This window comes from Rhodococcus sp. P4_B6 (assembly GCF_056402215.1).
Genome location: NZ_JBFUHV010000176.1, coordinates 1 through 18117 on the forward strand (window position 1 = coordinate 1; position 18117 = coordinate 18117).

Sequence of the window (18117 nt, forward strand, 5' to 3'; positions counted from 1 at the left end):
CAACATCGGCAGCGTCTCGGCCCACGATCCGCAACCGGGCACCGCCGCCTACAGCGCCGCGAAGGCGGGCCTGCTCGTGCTGACGAAAGCGCTTGCGCTCGAATGGGCTCCGAAGGTCCGCATCAACCACATCACCACAGGCCTCATCCGCACCGAGAGCGCGGCGTCCGTCTACGGCGATGACGGCGGCGCCGCCGTCACCCGGACCCTTCCGATGGGGCGGATGGCGGTGCCGTCCGACATCGCGGACGCCTGCCTGTTCCTGGCGAGCGCGCAGGCGTCGTACGTCAACGGCGCCGATCTCGCCGTCCACGGCGGCGGCGAATACCCGGCGCGGTACCTCGCGGCCCACTCCTGACCTCGACACCGAACGCCGCACCGGTTCAGTTCACCTGCACCGGTGGGGCATTCGGCGACGGAAGGCGACCGTGCGGTCAGCCGAACGCGGCGCGGGCGCCGGCGATCACCGGCCGGTCGCCCTGGACGAGTTCGAACGACGCATCGTGCGCGTCGCCCCACGCCCGCAACGACGGCGCGTCGCCCGGGTACACCGGTGCGGCGAACCGTCCCTCGAGTCGGGCGAGGTCGGCGGGGTGCACGTCGAGCGCCCGCGCGAGTTCCAGCGCGCTCGCGGCGAGGGTGCACAGGCCGTGCATGATCGGCCGGGGCTGCCCGATCCGCTCCGCCGACGCCGGATCGATGTGGATGTGGTGCCGGTCGCCGGTCAGCCGGTACAGCGCCGCCTGGTTCTCCGCGGTGTGCAGGACGCGCTGCACGACCGGTTCGCCCTCGGGCCGAGACGGTTTCGCGGGACCGCGATCGCCGCCGAACCCGCCCGCGCCCGGCGCGAACAGCGACCAGGTGGCGACGAAGAACTCTGATTCGACGCGCACGTCGAACACTGCCGCCGAACCCTTGTCCCACACCTCGCCGACGGACGCCGACAACGCGATCTCGCCGCGACGCGGAAGTGGCGCGAGCACCGTCAGTTCCTGCGATCCGTGCAGCGCCGTCTTCGTGTCGAAAGCGCCCCGCGACCCCAGTTCGTCGGGCGCCCACTGGGCGAGCGTCAGAGCGAACGTGGGCAGCACCCGCAGACGCTCCTCGAAGACGAGGTCCAGTTCGGTGGCCCTCGCACCCACCGACAGTGCGTACAGGATGGCATCGCGCTCGTCGTACCTCACGGTCCGGGTGCCGAGGTCCTCACCCCGCCACGCTCCTGCCGTCGTGCGCTCGGTTGTCGTCATGATCAGTCCTCTCTGCCCAGGATCAGGCCGCTGGTGGGCACGGCGGTGCCCGCGGTCACCAGCACGTTGCCGATGCCGTCCGGTTGTGTGGTCGACGTTCCGCGGATCAGGCGTACCGCCTCGGCGATGCCGTTGACCCCGTGCAGATAGGCCTCGCCGATCTGGCCGCCGTGCGTGTTGGATGGGAGGCGGCCGCCGATCTCGAGGTTGCCGTCCCGGATGAAGTCCTTCGCCTCGCCGGGGTCGCAGAACCCGAGTTCCTCGAGTTGCGGCAGGACGAGCGGGGTGAAGTGGTCGTAGAGGATCGCCGCCGCGATGTCGTCCGGCGCGAGACCGCTCTGCCCGTAGAGTTGCCTGCCGACGAGGCCCATTTCGGGTATTCCGGTGATGTCGGGCCGGTAGTAGCTTGCCATCATGTGCTGGTCCTTGCCGGACCCCTGCGCGGCGGCCTTGATCATCGCCGGGGTGTTGCGGAGGTCCTTGGCGCGTTCGGCGGAGACGACGACGAGCGCCTGGCCGCCGTCGGTTTCCTGGCAGCAGTCCAGTAGACGCAGCGGTTCGGCGATCCACCGCGACTGCTGATGGTCGTCGAGGGTGATGGGCCTCCCGTGGAACCAGGCGGCGGGGTTGACGGCGGCGTGCTTGCGGGCGACGACCGCGACCCGGCCGAAGTCCTCGCTCGTGGCACCGTACCGATGCATGTACCGGCGGGCGAACATCGCCACCCACTGGGCGGGCGTCGACAGTCCCTGTGGGGTCAGCCAGGCGTAGGCGRCCCGGTCCGCGGTGCTGTCCATCGGGCGGTCGTGCTGCCCGAGTCCGTAACGCACACCGGACCGTTCGTTGAACGCGCGGTAGCAGACGACGACGTCCGCGATGCCCGTCGCCACGGCCATGGCCGCCTGCTGGACGGTGGCGCACGCGGCGCCGCCGCCGTAGCCGATGCGGGAGAAGAACTTCAGCTCACCGATGCCCGTGTTGCGGGCGACGAGTAACTCACCGTTGGTTTCGGCGGTGTACGTGGACAGTCCGTCCACCTCGGACGGGTCGATGCCCGCATCGGCGAGCGCGGCGACGATCGCCTCGCACGCCAGTTGCAGTTCGCTGCGTCCCGAGTGCTTGGAGAATTCGGTGGCGCCGATGCCGACGATGGCGGCGGCGCCCGACAGGGGGCTGGTCACAGGTCTCCTCGTGCAGGCAAGGCGACGACGACGGTGCCGGTGGCGTGGTCGCCGAGGCTGTTCGTGCCGCGGATCTTCACGGTCGCGAGGCCGTCGTCCTTCGCGACCACCTCACCGGTCAGGGTCATCTCGTCGCCGGGGTGGTTGGGGACGCCGAGCCGCACCGCGATGCGGCGCAGCGACGCGTGTGGGCCCGCCCAGTCGGTGACGAACCGCCCCACCAGTCCATTGGTGGTGAGGATGTTCATGAACACGTCCTTCGATCCCCGCTCCACCGCGAGGGCCGGGTCGTGGTGGACGTCCTGGAAGTCGCGGGTGGCGAGGGCGGTGGCGACGATCAGGGTGCGGGTCAGCGGAATCACCAGCTCCGGCAGCCGGTCGCCGATCTGCACGGTCTCGTAGGCCGGGGCGCCGACGGTCGCGGTCATGCGACCACCTCGACGCCGGCCGCCAGTTGCGCACCCAGACGCGCCAGGTCGGAAGAGGCGCCGCCGAGTGTGGCGGCGAGCTGTTTGCCCCACAGCAGGTGCCGGTGCACCGGGTAGTCGGTGTCGACGCCGATCCCGCCGTGCACGTGCTGCGTGCGGTGGACGACCCGCTGGCCGCCGTCGGTGGCCCACCATTTCGCCACCGGCACGGCGGTTCCCGGATCCTCCCCGCTCCCGAGGAGCCAGACGGCCTGCCAGAGCGTCACACGCATGGCCTCGAGGTCGATGTAGCAGTCCGCGAGCTGGTGGGTGACGGCCTGGAATGTCGCGAGCGGGCGGCCGAACTGGGTGCGTCCATTGAGATAGGTGACGGCCTGACGGACCGCACCTTCGCCCACGCCCAGCTGCAGGGCAGCGACCGCGAGCTCCGCCCGGTCGAGCAGCCACCGCACCGCGGTACCGTCCGCGGGGCCGAGTGGCTCTGCCGGCGCCCCGTCGAACGTGACGTTCGCGCAGATCTCGCGGGTGGTCGACTCCGCCTGCTGCGCGGTCACTCCCGCGGATTCCGGGTGCACCAGGAACAGCGCCGGACCGCTCACTGTCGCCGCGGAGACGACGAGGCGTTCGGCGACATGCGCCACCGGCACCGCGGCCTTGGCGCCGTGCACGTGCCACCGGCCGTCCACCTCGCGGGCAGTCGTCGCCGGTTCACCGTCCACATAGGGTCCGAACTCCTCGAGTGCGACGGTGAGGATCAGGCTGCCGTCCGCCGCCGCGGGGACCAGGGCGTCGCGTTGGGTGGGCGCCCCGAACTCGGTGATCGCGAGCGCGCCGAGCACGTGCGGCCACAACGGAACCGGCGCCACGGTCCGGCCCTGTTCCTCGAGCAGGACGAACAGTTCCGCGAGTCCCGCGCCGCCGCCCCCGAGGTTCTCGGGCAGGGCGATGCCGAGCAGACCGGTGGTGGCGAGTTCGCGCCACAGTTCCCGGTCGATGCGGTCGGCGGTCGACTCGATTTCCTTGATCCGTTCGGGTCGCGACTTGGCGGCGAATACGTCCGCGGCCAGTCCGCGCACCGCTTCCTGCTCCTCGCCGAATGTGAAGTCCATCAGTTCTCCTCCCATGTGGCGGGCCGGAACGCGGGGAGCGTGAGTTCCGGGTCGGCGTCGATCCAGTCCAGTTCCACCGGCATTCCGATGTGCACGTCCCCCGGTTCGACGCCCGTCATGTTGGCGATCAGCCGGGTGCCCTCCTCGAGTTCGATCACCGCGACGATCAGGGGGTAGTCGAAGGCGTCGATCTTCGGGTGGTGGTTGACGACGAACGTGTAGACGGTGCCCCGCCCCGACGCGTCGACGGTGTCCCACTCGGTGGAGCGGCACTCCCCACACATCGGTCCGGTCGGGTGCCGAAGCACACCGCAACCCGTGCACCGCTGGATGACGAGGCGGTGCTCGCGGGCGGCCGCGAACCAGAAGGCGTTGTCCTCGTTGAGGGCAGGACGCGGGCGCAGGGCGCGCGGGACCGGGCGTTCGGCAGGCCGGAAGCGGAGTGTCCGCCACCGCTGGGTGCCGACGATCTCACCGTCGCCGTTGCGGTACGTCTTGAGCGTGGTGACGAAATGTCCGGCGCCGAGCCCGGTCAGCTTCTCCGCGGACACGGACTCGACCACCTCGGTCATGCTGACCCGGTCGCCGGGGCACAGTTCGGCGAAGAATTCCTGGTCGGAATCCGTGGCGACGACGGACGTGAATCCCGCCTCGTCGAGGGTGTCGACCAGTTCCGTCCAGACGGGTGACGGGTCGGCGCCGGACATCTTGTCTGCGTACGTGCGCATCGTCCACACCTGCAGCATCTGGGCCGGCGCGACGGCACCGGGACGGCCGGTGGCGCGTGCGGCGTCGTCGTCGAGGTAGACGGGGTTCGTGTCACCCATCGCCTCGGCCCAGTGCCGGATCATGGGTGTGTTCACGGGGTCGGGACCCCAGGTGGCAGGGACGATCGTCCGACCCTCGAACGCCCGAAGCCGGGTGAGGAGTTCGCTCATTTCACCCTCTTCTCGCGCACCAGTCCGAGGCCAAGGGTGCCGACCATGTCGCGGAGCACCTCGTTGACGCCGCCGCCGAACGTGTTCACCACGCTCTGCCGTGAGATCTGTTCGATCTGGCCGGCGAGGACCGCTCCCGGTGAGCCGGGGCGCAGCCGGCCCGCGGCGCCGAGGATCCCGAGCAGCGTGCGGTAGACGTCGACGTGGGTTTCGGTGCCGTACGTCTTGGTGGCGCCGGCGTCGGCGCCCGACAACGCGTCCCGCGCGACCGCGGCGGTCATCTTCCAGTTCAGCAGTCGCATCGCCTCGAGCTTGGCGTGGGTGCGGGCGAAGTCCATCTGTACCCAGGGGATGTCGAGTGCGCCGTTCTCCCGGGCCCAGTCGAGAACCTGGTGCCACAAGCCGAGTGTGCGGCCGCCGAGCGCCGCGAGCCCGATCCGTTCGTGGTTGAGTTGCGCGGTAATCAACTGCCACCCGCCGTGGACGTCGCCCACGACGTCCTGATCGCCGACCCGGATCCCGCTGTAGTACGTCGACGTGACTGTCAGTCCTCCCACGGTGTGGATGGGCGACCAGCTGAACCCGGGGTCGTCGGTGGGCACGATGAGGATCGAGATTCCCTTGTGTTTGGGCGCGTCCGCATCGGTGCGGCACGCCAGCCACACGTAGTCGGCGGTGTTGGCGCCGCTGGTGAAGATCTTGTTGCCGTCCACGATCCACGAGTCCCCGTCGCGCACGGCCCGGGTCTGCAGCGCGGCGAGGTCGGTGCCTGCCTCGGGTTCGGTGTAGCCGATGGCGAACACGATGTCGCCGGCGAGGATGCCGGGCAGGAACCGCGCCTTCTGCTCCTCGGTGCCGTACTTCATCAGCGTGGGCCCGACGGTGTTGACGGTGACGAACGGGAACGGCAACCCGGCCCGCTGCACCTCGTCGAAGAACACGAACTGGTCTTCGATCGACCGACCCTGGCCGCCGTACTCGACCGGCCAGCCGACACCGAGCCAGCCGTCCTTGCCCAGCAGGCGCACGATGTCGCGGAAGTGTTCGCCGCCGACACCCTCCTCACCTGCGACGCGCCGCTTCTCCTCCGGCAGCAATGCCGCGAAGTAGGCGCGCAATTCCCGCCGGAGTTCCCGCTGCGCGGGCGATTCCCTCAGATCCATCGGCGATCTCCTCATGCCTGTGCGTGGCTGTCGCCACGTGTGTTCTGGACGCTAACCAGCACTCCCCCGCCCCGGTGCCGGTGTCTCGGTCACCGGGAGGCGGCTGTCGCCGATGCCGGGCGTCCGCTGGAATGGTGGAATGGCCACCGAATTCGCTCTCACCGAACTCACCGCCCGCTACGCGCGGGCCGTCGACCGGCGCGAGGCGGCGACGCTCGCGACGCTGTTCGACCCCGACGCGACGTTCGTCCTTCCGCCCGCGTTGACGGGCACCGGCGCGGCGACGGAACTGCACGGCAGTGACGCACTCGCGTCCGCCGTCGTGGACGCCGTCACGCATCTGCATTCCACGCGGCACGTCGTCCACCAGCAGGTGCTCGACGTGGACGGGTCGACGGCGTCGGGTGAGACGTACTGCACCGCCCATCACGTCTACTCCGGCCGAAACGGATTCCGTGACAACCGGATCGCACTGCGCTACCACGACCGCTACGTGCTCGGCGACTCCGGCTGGCGGTTCGCCCGGCGCGAACTGATCGTCGACTTCAGCGAGGACGTGCCGGTCACCGTGCCGGACTGAGTCCCAGGCGGGCCGAGCAGGCGGCCATCTCGTCGACGACCTGGTCCAGGGACTGCGCGTGCCGGGACGCCGACAGGACGAGCCGGTTCGCGCCCAGGTCCCGGGACCGGTCGAGTTTCGCCTCGTCCAGCCGGGGCAGCGTGGCACCCAGCACGAGTTCGACGTCGGCAGGGTCGCGGCCCGCGCCTGCCGCGGCGGCCCGCATCCGGGCGATCGCCCGATTCAGGTCGTCGCCGGCGAGGCCGAGGGGCTGGAACCCGTCGCCGAGCCTCCCGGCGCGGCGTGCGGCGGCCGGGCTGTGACCGCCGATGAAGAGCGGCACGCCCGAATCCCGCTGCGGTTTGGGCCAACTCTGCGCGCCGCGGAAGGAGAAGTATTCGCCCTCGAAGTCGACCGCGGCGGTGCCCGACCACAGGGCCCGCATCACCGCGATCGCCTCGTCGGCCACCGCGCCGCGTCGGTCGAAGTCGCCGCCGCACGCCTCGATCTCCTCCCGCATCCAGCCGAGACCGAGGCAGACGCGGAGGCGTCCCGCCGACAGCCGGTCCAGGGTGGCGAGGCGTTTCGCCAGCACCACCGGGTGATGGTTGGGCAGTACCAGCACTCCCGTCGCGAGACCCAGGGTCGTCGTGGCGCCGGCGACGAACGACAGCAGTTCCAGGGGGTCCGGGAGGCTGCAGTCGTCGGGCAAGTGTGACTTGCCGGTGGGCGAGTACGGGTATTCGCTCGCCGTGTCCGCGATCACGACCGAGTGTTCGACGGCGGAGATCTCGTCGAATCCGAGTGATTCGGCAGCCCTGGCGAATTCGAGTATCCACTCGGGCTCACCGGCCCGTCCCAGCTCGACGGGAATCACCACACCCAGTTTCATGTCACCCTCACCGTCACACGTGCAGGAATCGTTGCCGGCCGTGCGTGTGGAACTCCTGCTCCAGCGCGGCCTTCTCACTGTCGGTCATCGCGTGGTACTCGGGAACACCGCGTCCCACCCACCGGAAGACCGGATCGTCGCACCGCCAGCGCTGTTCCTGCAGGGTCCGTTTGAGCACCTTGTTCGATCCCGTCACCGGCAGGTCCGTCGACACCCGGACGAATCGCGGGGCCGCCTTCGTGCCCAGGTCGTCCTGGCCGGCGAGGAACGCGGCGAACTCGACCGGATCGAAATCGGTCGGGTCCGACACCTCGACGGCCGCCATCACCTGATCACCCGACCTCGGGTCGGGCACGGCGTACACGCCGGTGGCGATCACTTTCGGGTGGCGGCGCAGAATCCGCTCCACCATCAACGCCGAGGTGTTCTCGCCGTCCACCCGGATCCAGTCGCCCTTCCTGCCTGCGAAGTAGATGAAGCCGGCCTCGTCGACGTACCCGAGGTCGCCCGTCCAGTACCACCCGTGCCTGATCCGGTCGGCGATCGCGTCCTCGTTCTTGTAGTAGCCCTCGAACCGTGCCGCGCCCGCCCTGTCGATCATCTCGCCGATCGCCTCGTCCGGGTTGAGCACCCGGCCGTGCTCTCCGATCCGAGCCCGGGTCTTCTCCGCGAGCGTATCGGGGTCGACGATGACGATGTTCTCGTTCGCGGGCCTGCCGAGCGCGCCCTCGGGGGCGTGGGGGTCGAGCGTCACCGAGCCGGCGCCCTCACTCGAGCCGTATCCCTCGTACAGTTCGGCGCCGAACCGGCGGACGAATTCGGCCTTGTCCTCCGGGGACGCCTCGGTCCCGAAACCGCGGACCAGCGTGTTGTCCCGGTCGTCGGGTTGTTCCGGGGTGGCCATCAGGTACGCCAGCGCCTTGCCGACGTAGGTGAAGAACGTGGCACCGAAGAACCGGACGTCGGGCAGGAAACCGGACGCGGAGAACCTTCGCGGCAGGCAGACGGTGGCGCCGATGGCGAGCGCGGGCGCCCACAGCGCCATCAACGCGTTGCCGTGGAACAGCGGCATGCAGCAGTAGTCGACGTCCTCGCGCACGTGCCCGTACTTGGCGATGTTCGCGTACGCCAGCCGGGCGAGGCGGCCCTGACTGCACCGCACCGCCTTCGACGTGCCGGTGGTGCCGGACGTGAAGAGCAGCAGGAACAGCGTCGACGGGTCGAGCGCGGGGTCCTCGACCGGGTGCTCCACGGCGTGGGCCGCGACGAGGTCGGTGTAGGCCGGTTCGTCGACCAGCAGGAACCGGTCCTCGGACAGCCCGAGGTCGAGACCCGCGAGCTGCGCCTTCCCCGCGGTGTCCGTCACGATCAGCTGACAGTCGACGTACCGGATCTCGGCCTCGAGTTCCGCCCCGCGGCGGGTCGGGTTGATGCCGACGACGGTGGCGCCGGCGAGGGCCGCGCCGCCCAGCCAGAACAGGAACTCGGGGGTGTTCTCCAGCAGGACGCCCACGTGGAACGGGCCGTCGCGGCGCAGCGAGGACGCGACGCTCCCGCGCGCGGCACTCTCGTGCACGACCTCGTCCCAGGTCCAATCCTGTTCCCGGGTGCGGACTCCCATCCTGTCGTCACCCAGGCGGTCGAGCAGCATCCGGGCGATCGTGGTGCGTTCCAACTCCATCTCTCCTGTCGACACGGCCTGCACGCTCACTGCGCTCGGAGCACGCAGTGGGTGCCACCGTAGATCGCCGTCATGCACTTGTTGCAGTGAATGCACAATCCGGGGTTGTGGTTCTCGTCCGTGATGCGGTTGACGAGGTCGGGTTCCCGCAGCAGTGCCCGTGCGACCGCCACGAACTGGAAGCCCTCCTCCATCGCCAGGTCCATGGTCGCCTTGCCGGTGATGCCGCCGAGCAGCACGAGCGGCATCGTCACGGCGGCCCTGATCTGCCGGGCGTCCTCGAGGAGGTAGGCGTCKCGGTAGGGGTATTCCTTCAGGAAATGCTTGCCGACCAACCGGATTCCCAGTTTCGTCGGCTGCGGCATGACGGCGGCGAACTCACGGAGCGGCGCGTCGCCCTTGAACAGGTACATCGGATTCAGCAGCGAACTGCCCGCGGTGAGCTCGAGCGCGTCGAGTGAACCGTCCCGTTCGAGCCACTGCGCCACCTGGATGGCCTCGTCCACCCAGAAGCCGCCGGGCACACCGTCGTCCATGTTCAGCTTCGCGAGGATCGCGATCCGGTCTCCCACCGCGTCCCGCACGGCCCGGGCGGTCTCGAGCGCGAACCGGGCGCGGTTCGCCAGGGATCCGCCGTACTCGTCGGTGCGCTTGTTGACCTTCGGGCTCAGGAAGGAGCTGATCAGGTAGTTGTGGCCGAAATGGATCTCCACGGCGTCAAATCCCGCCTCCACCGCGCGGCGGGCCGCGTTCGCGTGCGCCTCGACGATCCGGGCGATATCGGCCGTCGAAGCCGGCTTGGAAAAGTTCTGCGTGGTCATCCGGAAGGCACGGGACGGGCCCAACGCGGGGTACCCGATGTACTTCGCGGCCGCGACCGGTCCCGCGTGACCGATCTGCGCAGACACCGCCGCGCCCTCGCCGTGGATGGCGTCGGTCAGCTTCCGCAGGCCCGGCATCGTCTCGTCGGTCCATTGGATCTGGCCGGGCGAGGTCCGGCCGTCGGCGGCGACCGCGCAGTACGCGACCGTCGTCATGCCCACGCCTCCGGCGGCGGGCTGCCGATGGAATTCGATGAGCTCGTCGGTGACCAGACCCTTCGGGGTCAGCCCCTCGTACGTCGCCGCCTTGATCACGCGATTACGCAAAGTGATCGGCCCGAGCCGGGCCGGGGCGAGCGGATCGACCTTCACTGCGGGCGGGTCGAGATCTATCGTCATATGAGTTCCTCCAGCTGCGATTCGCTGTCGAACGTAACGGCGCCGGGATGTCACGGATCGTGGCAGTCTCGCTGAGTGGTAACCACGTCCGGGCGCCCGTCACGGCGTGCCATCTTGTGTCGGTACGAGTGCCCGAGGACGAAAGGTCGCCCCGATGACTGCCCCTACAGATCCACAGTTGCTCCTGGGTCAGGTGATGTCCCGCCTCACCGGACCCGGTGGCCGGTTCGAACTCGTCGAGGAACCGGTGCTCGGCACCCGGATGCCCGTGATGAAGAACCGTGGACGCTCGGTCGGCGAACTTCTCACCACGTCACTGAGGTGGGGCGACCGCGACTACCTGGTGACCGCCGACCGCCGGATGTCCTACACCGAGCACGCCGCCGCGGTCGCCGCCCTGGCGACGGCGCTGCGCGMGGACCACGGCGTCCGGAAAGGTGACCGGGTGGCGATCCTGGCCGCGAACACCCCCGAGTGGGTGGTCGCGTTCTGGGCCGCGCAGGTGCTCGGCGCCATCAGCGTCGGATTGAACGGCTGGTGGGTTCCGCGGGAGGTCGAGTACGGGCTGACGCACAGCCGTCCCACCGTGGTGATCGCCGACGCGAAGCGCGCCGAGACGCTCGCCGCGGTCGGCACCGCGGTCCCGGTCCTCACGATGGAGGAGGATCTGCCCGGAATCTTCGCGCGCTACGCGGGCGCCCCCCTGCCGCACACCGACGTCGACGAGGACGACCCCGCCGCCATCCTCTACACCAGCGGCACGAGCGGCAGGCCCAAGGGAGCGCTGCACTCGCAGCGCAACATCCTGGCCGTCGTCGACTACCACCGCTTCAGCGACGCCGTGGTCGGCGAATTCAGTGGACGGCCCGTCGATCCGGCCGCGCCGAGTCCGCTCCGCTACCTTCTGACGTCTCCCCTGTTCCACATCGCGAGCCTGCACAATCTGGTGATTCCGCGGCTGGCGACGGGCGGGGCGGTCGTCATGCACCAGGGTGGATTCGACGTCGACGCCGTACTCCGTCTCGTCGAGCGGGAACGCGTCACCAACTGGGGTGCGGTGCCCACCATGGCGTCCCGACTGGTGGAGCACGAGAACCTCGACAGGTACGACCTGTCGTCGCTCACGTCGTTCTCGCTGGCCTCCGCGCCGTCGTCGGTCGCGTTCAAGGAACGTCTGCGCGAGAGAGTGCCGTTCGCGCGAAACGCACTCGTCGACAGCTACGGGCTCACCGAATGCAGTACCGCGATCGCCGTGGCCACCGCCCCCGAACTCGAGCAGTTCCCGGGCACTCTGGGGCGGCCGATCATCACGGTGAGCATGGAGATCCGCGACCCGTTCGGGGAGTGGCTGCCCGACGGCGTCGAGGGTGAGGTGTGTGTGCGCAGCCCGTTCGTGATGCTCGGCTACTGGGAGGACGAGGCCGCCACCGCCGCCGCGATCGCCCCGGGCCGGTGGCTCCGGACCGGCGACTTCGGGATCGTCGAGAACGGCCGCCTCCGGCTGACCGGACGCCGCTCGGATCTGATCCTGCGCGGCGGCGAAAACGTGTACCCCACCGAGATCGAGCAGTGCCTCGACGAGCACCCCGACGTGCTCGAGTGCGCCGTGATCGGGACGCCCCACGAGGATCTGGGGCAGGAGGTGGCCGCCGTGGTGGTGTTGCGACCGGGTGCCGCGACCACCGAAGCGGAACTGCGGGACTACGCCGCCGATCGCCTGTCGTATTTCAAGGTCCCGACCCGCTGGCGGATCACCACGGACCTGCTGCCCCGCAACGCGACCGGCAAGATGGTCCGCCGCGACATCACCGTCTGACGCACCGAATGCCGCGGGGGTGCAGTCGAACTGCACCCCCGAGGCATTCAGGTGAGGGAAGACCGGGCGAACGTCAGCGGATGAGGTTGCCGAGATCGACGGGGATCTGCGCCCCGGTGATGTACTTCGCTTCGTCGGAACACACCCACGCGACGACGGCGGCGACGTCTTCCGGCTGGGTGATGGTGTAGGGCAGCGTGTTCTGGTAGATCGAGCCGAGAGTCGACGCGTACTTCGTGATGAGCGGGTGCAGGTCGCGCATCTTCATGCCGGTATCGACCCCCGCCGGGTGCACGGTGTTGACGCGGATGCGGTGCTCACCGAGTTCGTTCGCCATCGTCTTGGCCAGCCCGGTGATGCCGTGCTTGGTGGCGACGTAGTGCCCGGTGAACGGGGTGCCCTTCAACCCGGACACCGAACTGGTGAAGACGACGGCGCCGCCCTCACCCTGTTCGATCAGGTACGGAATCGCCGCCTTCGCGGTGTGGAATGTTCCCGTGAGGTTGACGTCGACCGTCTCCTTCCACTGCTCGGCGGTGATCTCCCACGACAGCGCCCCCGAGCAGATGCCCGCGTTCGCGATCACGACGTCGAGGCGGCCCAGCCGGTCGATGCCGTCGGCCAGTGCCCGCGAGAGGCCGTCGAAGTCGCGCACGTCGGCGGTGGCCGCGACGATCCTCCGCCCCGTCGACTCGACCAGCCGGACCGTCTCTGCCAGGTCGTCCCGGGTGGCGCCGGGATAGGGCGTGGACGCGAATTCGGTGCAGGCGTCGATCGCGATGACGTCGGCGCCCTCGGACGCGAACCGGACGGCCTCGGCGCGGCCCTGCCCGCGGGCGGCGCCGGTGACGAAGACGACCTTGTTCTCGAAACGCTGCGGTGACATCACGTTCTGCTCCTGATCCGGGTCATCGTGGGCGGGGCACGGTCTTGTCGACGAACAGTCCCTCGACGGAGACGCACACCTGACCGTCCGCGGTCCGGATGTCGCCGGCGGTGGTGATCTTGCGGCCGTCGACCGACATCAGCTTCCCGGTCAGGGTGAGCGGTTCGAACAGCGGCGTCGGGCGGTGGTAGCGGGTGCTCAACTGCGCTGTCATGCCCGCCTTTCCACCCCACGCGTTGGCGACGCCGAGGACGTGGTCGAGCAGGAGCGCGGACACGCCGCCGTGGACGTGCCCGGGCGGCCCCTGGTACGGGATGGTCAGGGTGACGGTGCCTCGGACCGATCCGTCCGGCAGGCCCTCGAGGACCAGCGGCGGCGCGAGCGCGTTCTCGGGTCCGGTGACGGGATCGTGCCGGGTGACGCCCTCGCCGTTCCACATGTCGATCAGCCGCTCCGCGACGGCGGGGGCGTGTTCCTCGAGGTGTTCGGCGATGCTGTTCAACTCCTCCGCGACGCGCTCGAGGTTGGCGTTGCCGCGGTCGGTGCGCAGCAACGCGTCGACCACACGCCGGGCGGCCCCGGTCGCCCGGTCGACGGCGGAACCGTCGGGTGGCGACGTCAGCACCGTTCCCGGCGGGCTGTTCTCGAACGTGGGATGCGTTCCGACGCTCATCCGGTCACCTCCATCGTCGCCTGGGTCAGCACCGGTTGCCCGGCCCGGTCGGGGCACGTCGCGCGGAGGGTGAGCCGGTCGCCCTCCTGCCAGACCGCAGTTTCGACGGTGTCGCCGGGATACAGCGAGCCCGCGAACCGCACCGCGTAGTGGCGCAGTCGCGTGGGATCGCCGTCCAGCATTCCGTCGACGACGGCCTTGCACACCACACCGTACGACGCGAGCCCGTGCAGGATCGGCCTTTCGAACCCGGCCGCGGCGGCGAACTCGGGGTCCGCGTGCAGTGGGTTGAGGTCGCCGCTGAGCCGGTAGAGCAGCGCCTGCGCAGTCCCGGTGCGGGACACGAGCACCTTGTCGGGCTCCCGGTCCGGCATCGTGGCCACCGACTCGGGTCCCGGGGAGCCGCCGAACCCGCCCTCATCACGGGCCCAGATCTGCATCCCCGTGGTCCACAACGGGTTCCCGCCCGAGTCGGTGGCCGTCTGTTCGAGCACGATGACGGCGGCCTTGCCCTTGTCCCACACGTCGGCCACCCGCGAGGACACCCGGGCCCAACCCGAGGCGGGGATCGGCGCGTGCACGGTGAGCGACTGGCCGCCGTGCAGGATCGTGCGCAGGTCGATGTCGATGCCGGGCAGGCTCAGCCCGGCCTGCGGTACGTCGCCCGCCGAGATGCCCTGCCCCGCGACGAGCGCGAACGTCGGCAGCACGCGCAGGTTCTTCTCGTACACCCAGCGCAGTTCCGCCGGGTCCCGGGTGTTCTCGCCGACGCCGAGTCCGAGGTGGTAGAGCATCACGTCGCGTTCGGTCCACGACAGTTCGCGGACGGCCGGGTCCGCGGCCAGCGCCGCCTTCACGTCGATCGCCATGTCAGGCCACCGCTCCCTGTCCGGGCTCGGGGTCGCGGGGCAACCCCAGCAGCCGTTCGCCGATGATGTTGAGCTGGACGTTGGTGGTGCCACCCGCGATCGACATGCACTGCGAGTTCAGGAACATCTGCGCGTCCGACGTGCGGGGCCGGTCGCCGAGCAGGGCCCGCGGTCCCGCCCAGTCCATCGCCACCTCCCACACCTGCTGGATGTGTTCGACGCCGAGCAGTTTCGCGATCGACGACTCGGCTCCCGGTTGCCCGCCCGCGATCGAGCGCAGGGTGGTGCGCAGTGCCATCAGCCCGCCGGACTGCGCGTCGCAGAGGACCTTGCCGAGCACGGTCAACTGCTCGTCGTCGAGGCCGCCGGGCAGTTCACCGGCCAGGGTCAGCAGCGCCTCACCACCGGAACCCAGCGAGGAGTCGTGCGACAGCGACACGCGTTCGTTGGCGAGGGTGGTGCGGGCCAGCTTCCAGCCGTCGCCCGGTTCGCCCACGAGGAGTTCGTCGGGGACGAAGACGTCGTCGAGGAACACCTCGTTGAACAGGGCCTCGCCGGTGATCTCGCGCAGCGGCCGGACGTCCAGGCCCTCGCCCGCCTTCATGTCGATCAGGAAGTACGACAATCCCTTGTGTTTGGGAACCGAGGCGTCGGTGCGGGCGAGGCAGATCCCCCAGTCCGCCTCCCGGGCCATCGACGTCCACACTTTCTGCCCCTGCAGCATCCAGCCGCCGTCCACCTTCGTGGCCCTGGTGGTCAGGCCTGCGAGGTCCGATCCGGCGCCGGGTTCGGAGAACAGCTGACACCAGACGAGGTCGCCGCGCAGCGACGGCGGCACGAAGCGCTGCAATTGGTTTTCGCTGCCGTGCGCGATGAGCGTGGGCACCACCCAGTTGCCGATGATCATGTCGTGCGGCTTCAGCGCGGCCGCGCGCAGTTCCTCGGCGATCACGAGTTGTTCCACGGCACCCGCTCCCCTGCCCCACGGTGCGGGCAGGTGCGGTGCGGTGTACCCCTTTTCGGCGAGGTACGTTCTGCGTTCCGTCTCGCCCAGCGACGCGGCGGACGCGAGTTCCGCGCGGACGCAGGCCCGGGTGCCCGCGGCCTCCGGCGGCAGATCGATGCCGAGCACCCGGCGGGCACCGCCCAGCGTCGCGCGGGCAACGCGCCGCCGCCAGAACGCGGTGGACCCCAGCAGGATCCGCAGCGACTGCGCCCGGCGCAGGTACAGGTGCGCCTCGTGTTCCCAGGTGTAGCCGATGCCGCCGAGCACCTGGATGCAGTCCTTGGTGACGGAGAACGCCGCGTCGGGTGCGGTGGCGCCGGCGACCGCGGCGGCGAGTGACGCCTCCGCAGTACTGCAGCGCGGCGCAGCCGTCGCGGCCCTGGCACTGCTTCCGGAATTCATCGCGCGGGCGGCGTCCCACGCGCAGACGCGGGCCTGCTCCGCGAGGCCGAGCATCCGCGCCACCCGGTGCTTCACGCCCTGGAACTGGCCGATGGGACGACCGAACTGCCGACGCACCCTGGCGTAGTCGGCGGCGGTGGTCACGGCCCAGTCGGCGACGCCCGACGCCTCGGCGGCGAACAACGTCGCGGCCAGATCACGAACGCGCTGCGCATCGATCTGCAGGACATCGGCTTCGGCGATCTCGAGGCCGTTCACCGTCGCGGTCGCGTTGCGGCGCACCACGTCGTGGCTGGGCAGGTCGGTCACGTCGAGCCGGTCGCGGGCGAGCGCCACGAACACGGTGTCGTCGCCGTCCGCGGCCGCGAGCAGGAACAGGTCGCCCACCTGCCCGCCGAGGACGTACCCGGACTCGCCGTCCAGCGTCACCGCTCCGCCGTCCCGGACGAGGCGCAGCGAACCCGGCTGCAGCGCCACGGCGCCGAGGGTCGCACCGTCGGCCAGTCCGGACAGTTCGCCCGTGCGGCCGGACTCGTGCAGGACGGCGCCGAGCAGCACGGTCGGCAGGAACGGCCCGGGCAGCAGGACCCGGCCGAGTTCCTCGGTGACCACGGCCAGTTCCACCAGTCCGCAGCCCGCACCGCCCGCGTCCTCCGGCAGGTGCAGTCCCAGTACGCCCAGTTCCGCCAACGACTTCCAGAACAGCGGTCGCTGCTCGGTCTTGGCCTCGACGGCCTCCCGGAACACGGCCGGGGTCACGGTTCGCGTGGCCCAGCCTCGCACCGAGTCGCGGAGGTCGCGCTCTTCTTCGGTCAATCCCATTGTCATGTCGGCCTCGATCGTTCGGGGTTCAGATGCGTTCGATGATGGTTGCGGTGGACAGCGCGCCACCGGCGCACATCGTGACGAGTGCGGTGGCGGTGTCGGAGCGTTCCAGTTCGTGCAGGGCGGTGGTGATCAGCCGGGCCCCGGTGGAGCCCACCGGATGTCCGAGGGCGATGGCGCCGCCGTTGACGTTGACCTTCGACAGGTCGGCGCCGTGCACCTGCGCCCACGACAGCACAACGGACGCGAACGCCTCGTTGATCTCGACGAGATCGATGTCGTCCAGCGACATTCCGGCGCGATCGAGGACCATCCGCGTGGAATCGATCGGTCCGTCGAGGTGGTAGTAGGGGTCGGAGCCGACCATGCCGGACGCGACGATCCGCGCGCGCGGCCGCAATCCGAGTTCGCGGGCACGGTCCTCGTCCATGAGCAGAACGGCGGCGGCGCCGTCGCTGATCTGGGACGAATTGCCCGCGGTGTGGATGTGGCCGTCGATCACCGGCTTCAGTGCGGCCAGGGCGTCGGCCGTCGTCTCCCGCAGTCCGCCGTCCCGGGTGACGACCGCGGATTCGCCGGTGGGTGTGCCCGCCTTGTCCACGATGGGGGCGGTGACCGGCACGATCTCGCGGTCGAATCGTCCTTCCGCCCATCCCTGTGCGGCGCGTCGTTGCGATTCGAGGCCGAGGGCGTCGACGTCGCCACGCTCGATCCCGCGCAGGTCGGCGATCCGCTGGGCGGACGTGAACTGGTCGCCCATGTCGATCGACCAGTCGCCGGGGTACGGGTTGCCCGTTTCCGGCGTGGCGGCCTGGCCGAGGAACACCCGGCTCATCGCCTCGACACCGCACCCGATTCCGGCGGAGATCTGGCCGGACGCGATCAGACCTGCCACGACGTGCACGGCCTGCTGGGACGATCCGCAGGCGCAGTCGATCGACGTGGCCGCCGTCGTGTACGGCAAGCCGGCGTGCAGCCACGCCTGCCGGGTCACGTTGTTGGACTGCTCACCGGCCTGGGTGACGCATCCGCCGACGATCTGCCCGACGTCCTCCGGGGCGACACCGGCCCGTTCGAGGACGCCCCGCTGCGCGGCGCCGAGCAGTTCGGCCGGGTGCAGTCCGGACAGCACTCCGCGCCGGCGCCCGATCGGTGTCCGTGCCGCGTCGACGATGACGGCGTTGCCCATGTTCCGCTCCCTTGGGGTTCTTCTGGCTCGGGT

17 protein-coding genes are annotated in these 18117 nt (G+C 70.0%); 3 read left to right on the forward strand and 14 right to left on the reverse strand.

Annotated features, from left to right (window positions below; translation table 11 throughout):
• A partial coding sequence (locus AC1DWT_RS42125; RefSeq protein WP_477925250.1) for an SDR family oxidoreductase occupies positions 1–358 on the forward strand: 358 nt, incomplete at its 5' end.
• A 76-nt stretch (positions 359–434) separates the two neighbouring features.
• On the opposite strand, the gene AC1DWT_RS42130 is transcribed toward AC1DWT_RS42125, so the two are convergent.
• From AC1DWT_RS42130 to AC1DWT_RS42155, 6 genes are read right to left on the reverse strand one after another with little or no spacing between them, the layout of a single operon-like run.
• Positions 435–1247, reverse strand: a complete 813-nt coding sequence (locus AC1DWT_RS42130; protein ID WP_095861130.1) for a MaoC/PaaZ C-terminal domain-containing protein — start codon at positions 1245–1247, stop codon at positions 435–437.
• A 2-nt stretch (positions 1248–1249) separates the two neighbouring features.
• Positions 1250–2428, reverse strand: coding sequence for a lipid-transfer protein (locus AC1DWT_RS42135; RefSeq protein WP_477925252.1), 1179 nt, complete (start codon positions 2426–2428; stop codon positions 1250–1252).
• Positions 2425–2856, reverse strand: a complete 432-nt coding sequence (locus AC1DWT_RS42140; protein ID WP_072940769.1) for a MaoC family dehydratase — start codon at positions 2854–2856, stop codon at positions 2425–2427. Before AC1DWT_RS42140 ends, AC1DWT_RS42135 begins: the two co-directional genes overlap by 4 nt.
• Positions 2853–3965: an acyl-CoA dehydrogenase family protein gene (locus AC1DWT_RS42145; protein WP_072940772.1), complete on the reverse strand. Its 1113-nt coding sequence runs from the start codon at positions 3963–3965 to the stop codon at positions 2853–2855. The genes AC1DWT_RS42140 and AC1DWT_RS42145 overlap by 4 nt, the downstream gene beginning before the upstream one ends.
• Positions 3965–4903 carry a bifunctional MaoC family dehydratase N-terminal/OB-fold nucleic acid binding domain-containing protein gene (locus AC1DWT_RS42150; protein WP_095861132.1) on the reverse strand — a complete coding sequence of 313 codons (939 nt, stop codon included), beginning with the start codon at positions 4901–4903 and terminating at the stop codon, positions 3965–3967. The genes AC1DWT_RS42145 and AC1DWT_RS42150 overlap by 1 nt, the downstream gene beginning before the upstream one ends.
• Entirely contained in the window at positions 4900–6066 is a 1167-nt protein-coding gene (locus AC1DWT_RS42155; RefSeq protein ID WP_095861133.1) for an acyl-CoA dehydrogenase family protein, read from the reverse strand. The genes AC1DWT_RS42150 and AC1DWT_RS42155 overlap by 4 nt, the downstream gene beginning before the upstream one ends.
• Before the next feature lie 139 nt (positions 6067–6205).
• Here AC1DWT_RS42155 and AC1DWT_RS42160 point away from each other — a divergent pair, with 139 nt between their 5' ends.
• The gene (locus AC1DWT_RS42160; RefSeq protein ID WP_095861134.1) at positions 6206–6646 is read left to right on the forward strand and encodes a nuclear transport factor 2 family protein; all 441 of its coding nucleotides are present in this window, start codon (positions 6206–6208) and stop codon (positions 6644–6646) included.
• On the opposite strand, the gene AC1DWT_RS42165 is transcribed toward AC1DWT_RS42160, so the two are convergent.
• The 3 genes from AC1DWT_RS42165 to AC1DWT_RS42175 are packed head-to-tail and all read right to left on the reverse strand — an operon-like array spanning position 6630 to position 10418.
• Complete coding sequence (locus AC1DWT_RS42165; protein ID WP_095861135.1) at positions 6630–7517, reverse strand: LLM class F420-dependent oxidoreductase; 888 nt, start codon at positions 7515–7517, stop codon at positions 6630–6632. The two genes, AC1DWT_RS42160 and AC1DWT_RS42165, sit on opposite strands and share 17 nt — an antisense overlap.
• Positions 7518–7530: 13 nt before the next feature.
• A complete protein-coding gene (gene casI, locus AC1DWT_RS42170; protein WP_072941186.1) occupies positions 7531–9198 on the reverse strand; it encodes a steroid-22-oyl-CoA synthetase in 1668 nt (555 codons plus the stop codon).
• Between the two features lie 26 nt (positions 9199–9224).
• Positions 9225–10418, reverse strand: a complete 1194-nt coding sequence (locus AC1DWT_RS42175) for an NADH:flavin oxidoreductase (protein WP_072940787.1) — start codon at positions 10416–10418, stop codon at positions 9225–9227.
• Positions 10419–10572: 154 nt separating this feature from the next.
• On the opposite strand from AC1DWT_RS42175, the gene casG reads away from it, so the two are divergent.
• Entirely contained in the window at positions 10573–12234 is a 1662-nt protein-coding gene (gene casG, locus AC1DWT_RS42180; RefSeq protein ID WP_477925257.1) for a steroid-24-oyl-CoA synthetase, read from the forward strand.
• A 73-nt stretch (positions 12235–12307) separates the two neighbouring features.
• Here the strand turns inward: casG and AC1DWT_RS42185 are convergent, their stop codons facing one another.
• The 5 genes from AC1DWT_RS42185 to AC1DWT_RS42205 are packed head-to-tail and all read right to left on the reverse strand — an operon-like array spanning position 12308 to position 18084.
• Entirely contained in the window at positions 12308–13120 is an 813-nt protein-coding gene (locus AC1DWT_RS42185; RefSeq protein WP_072940793.1) for a mycofactocin-coupled SDR family oxidoreductase, read from the reverse strand.
• Between the two features lie 22 nt (positions 13121–13142).
• A complete protein-coding gene (locus tag AC1DWT_RS42190) occupies positions 13143–13793 on the reverse strand; it encodes a PaaI family thioesterase (RefSeq protein WP_095861138.1) in 651 nt (216 codons plus the stop codon).
• Entirely contained in the window at positions 13790–14662 is an 873-nt protein-coding gene (locus AC1DWT_RS42195; RefSeq protein WP_095861139.1) for a MaoC/PaaZ C-terminal domain-containing protein, read from the reverse strand. The genes AC1DWT_RS42190 and AC1DWT_RS42195 overlap by 4 nt, the downstream gene beginning before the upstream one ends.
• Before the next feature lies 1 nt (position 14663).
• A complete protein-coding gene (locus AC1DWT_RS42200) occupies positions 14664–16898 on the reverse strand; it encodes an acyl-CoA dehydrogenase family protein (RefSeq protein ID WP_095861140.1) in 2235 nt (744 codons plus the stop codon).
• A gap of 22 nt (positions 16899–16920) precedes the next feature.
• Positions 16921–18084: a steroid 3-ketoacyl-CoA thiolase gene (locus AC1DWT_RS42205; protein WP_095861141.1), complete on the reverse strand. Its 1164-nt coding sequence runs from the start codon at positions 18082–18084 to the stop codon at positions 16921–16923.
• Positions 18085–18117 lie beyond the last annotated feature (33 nt).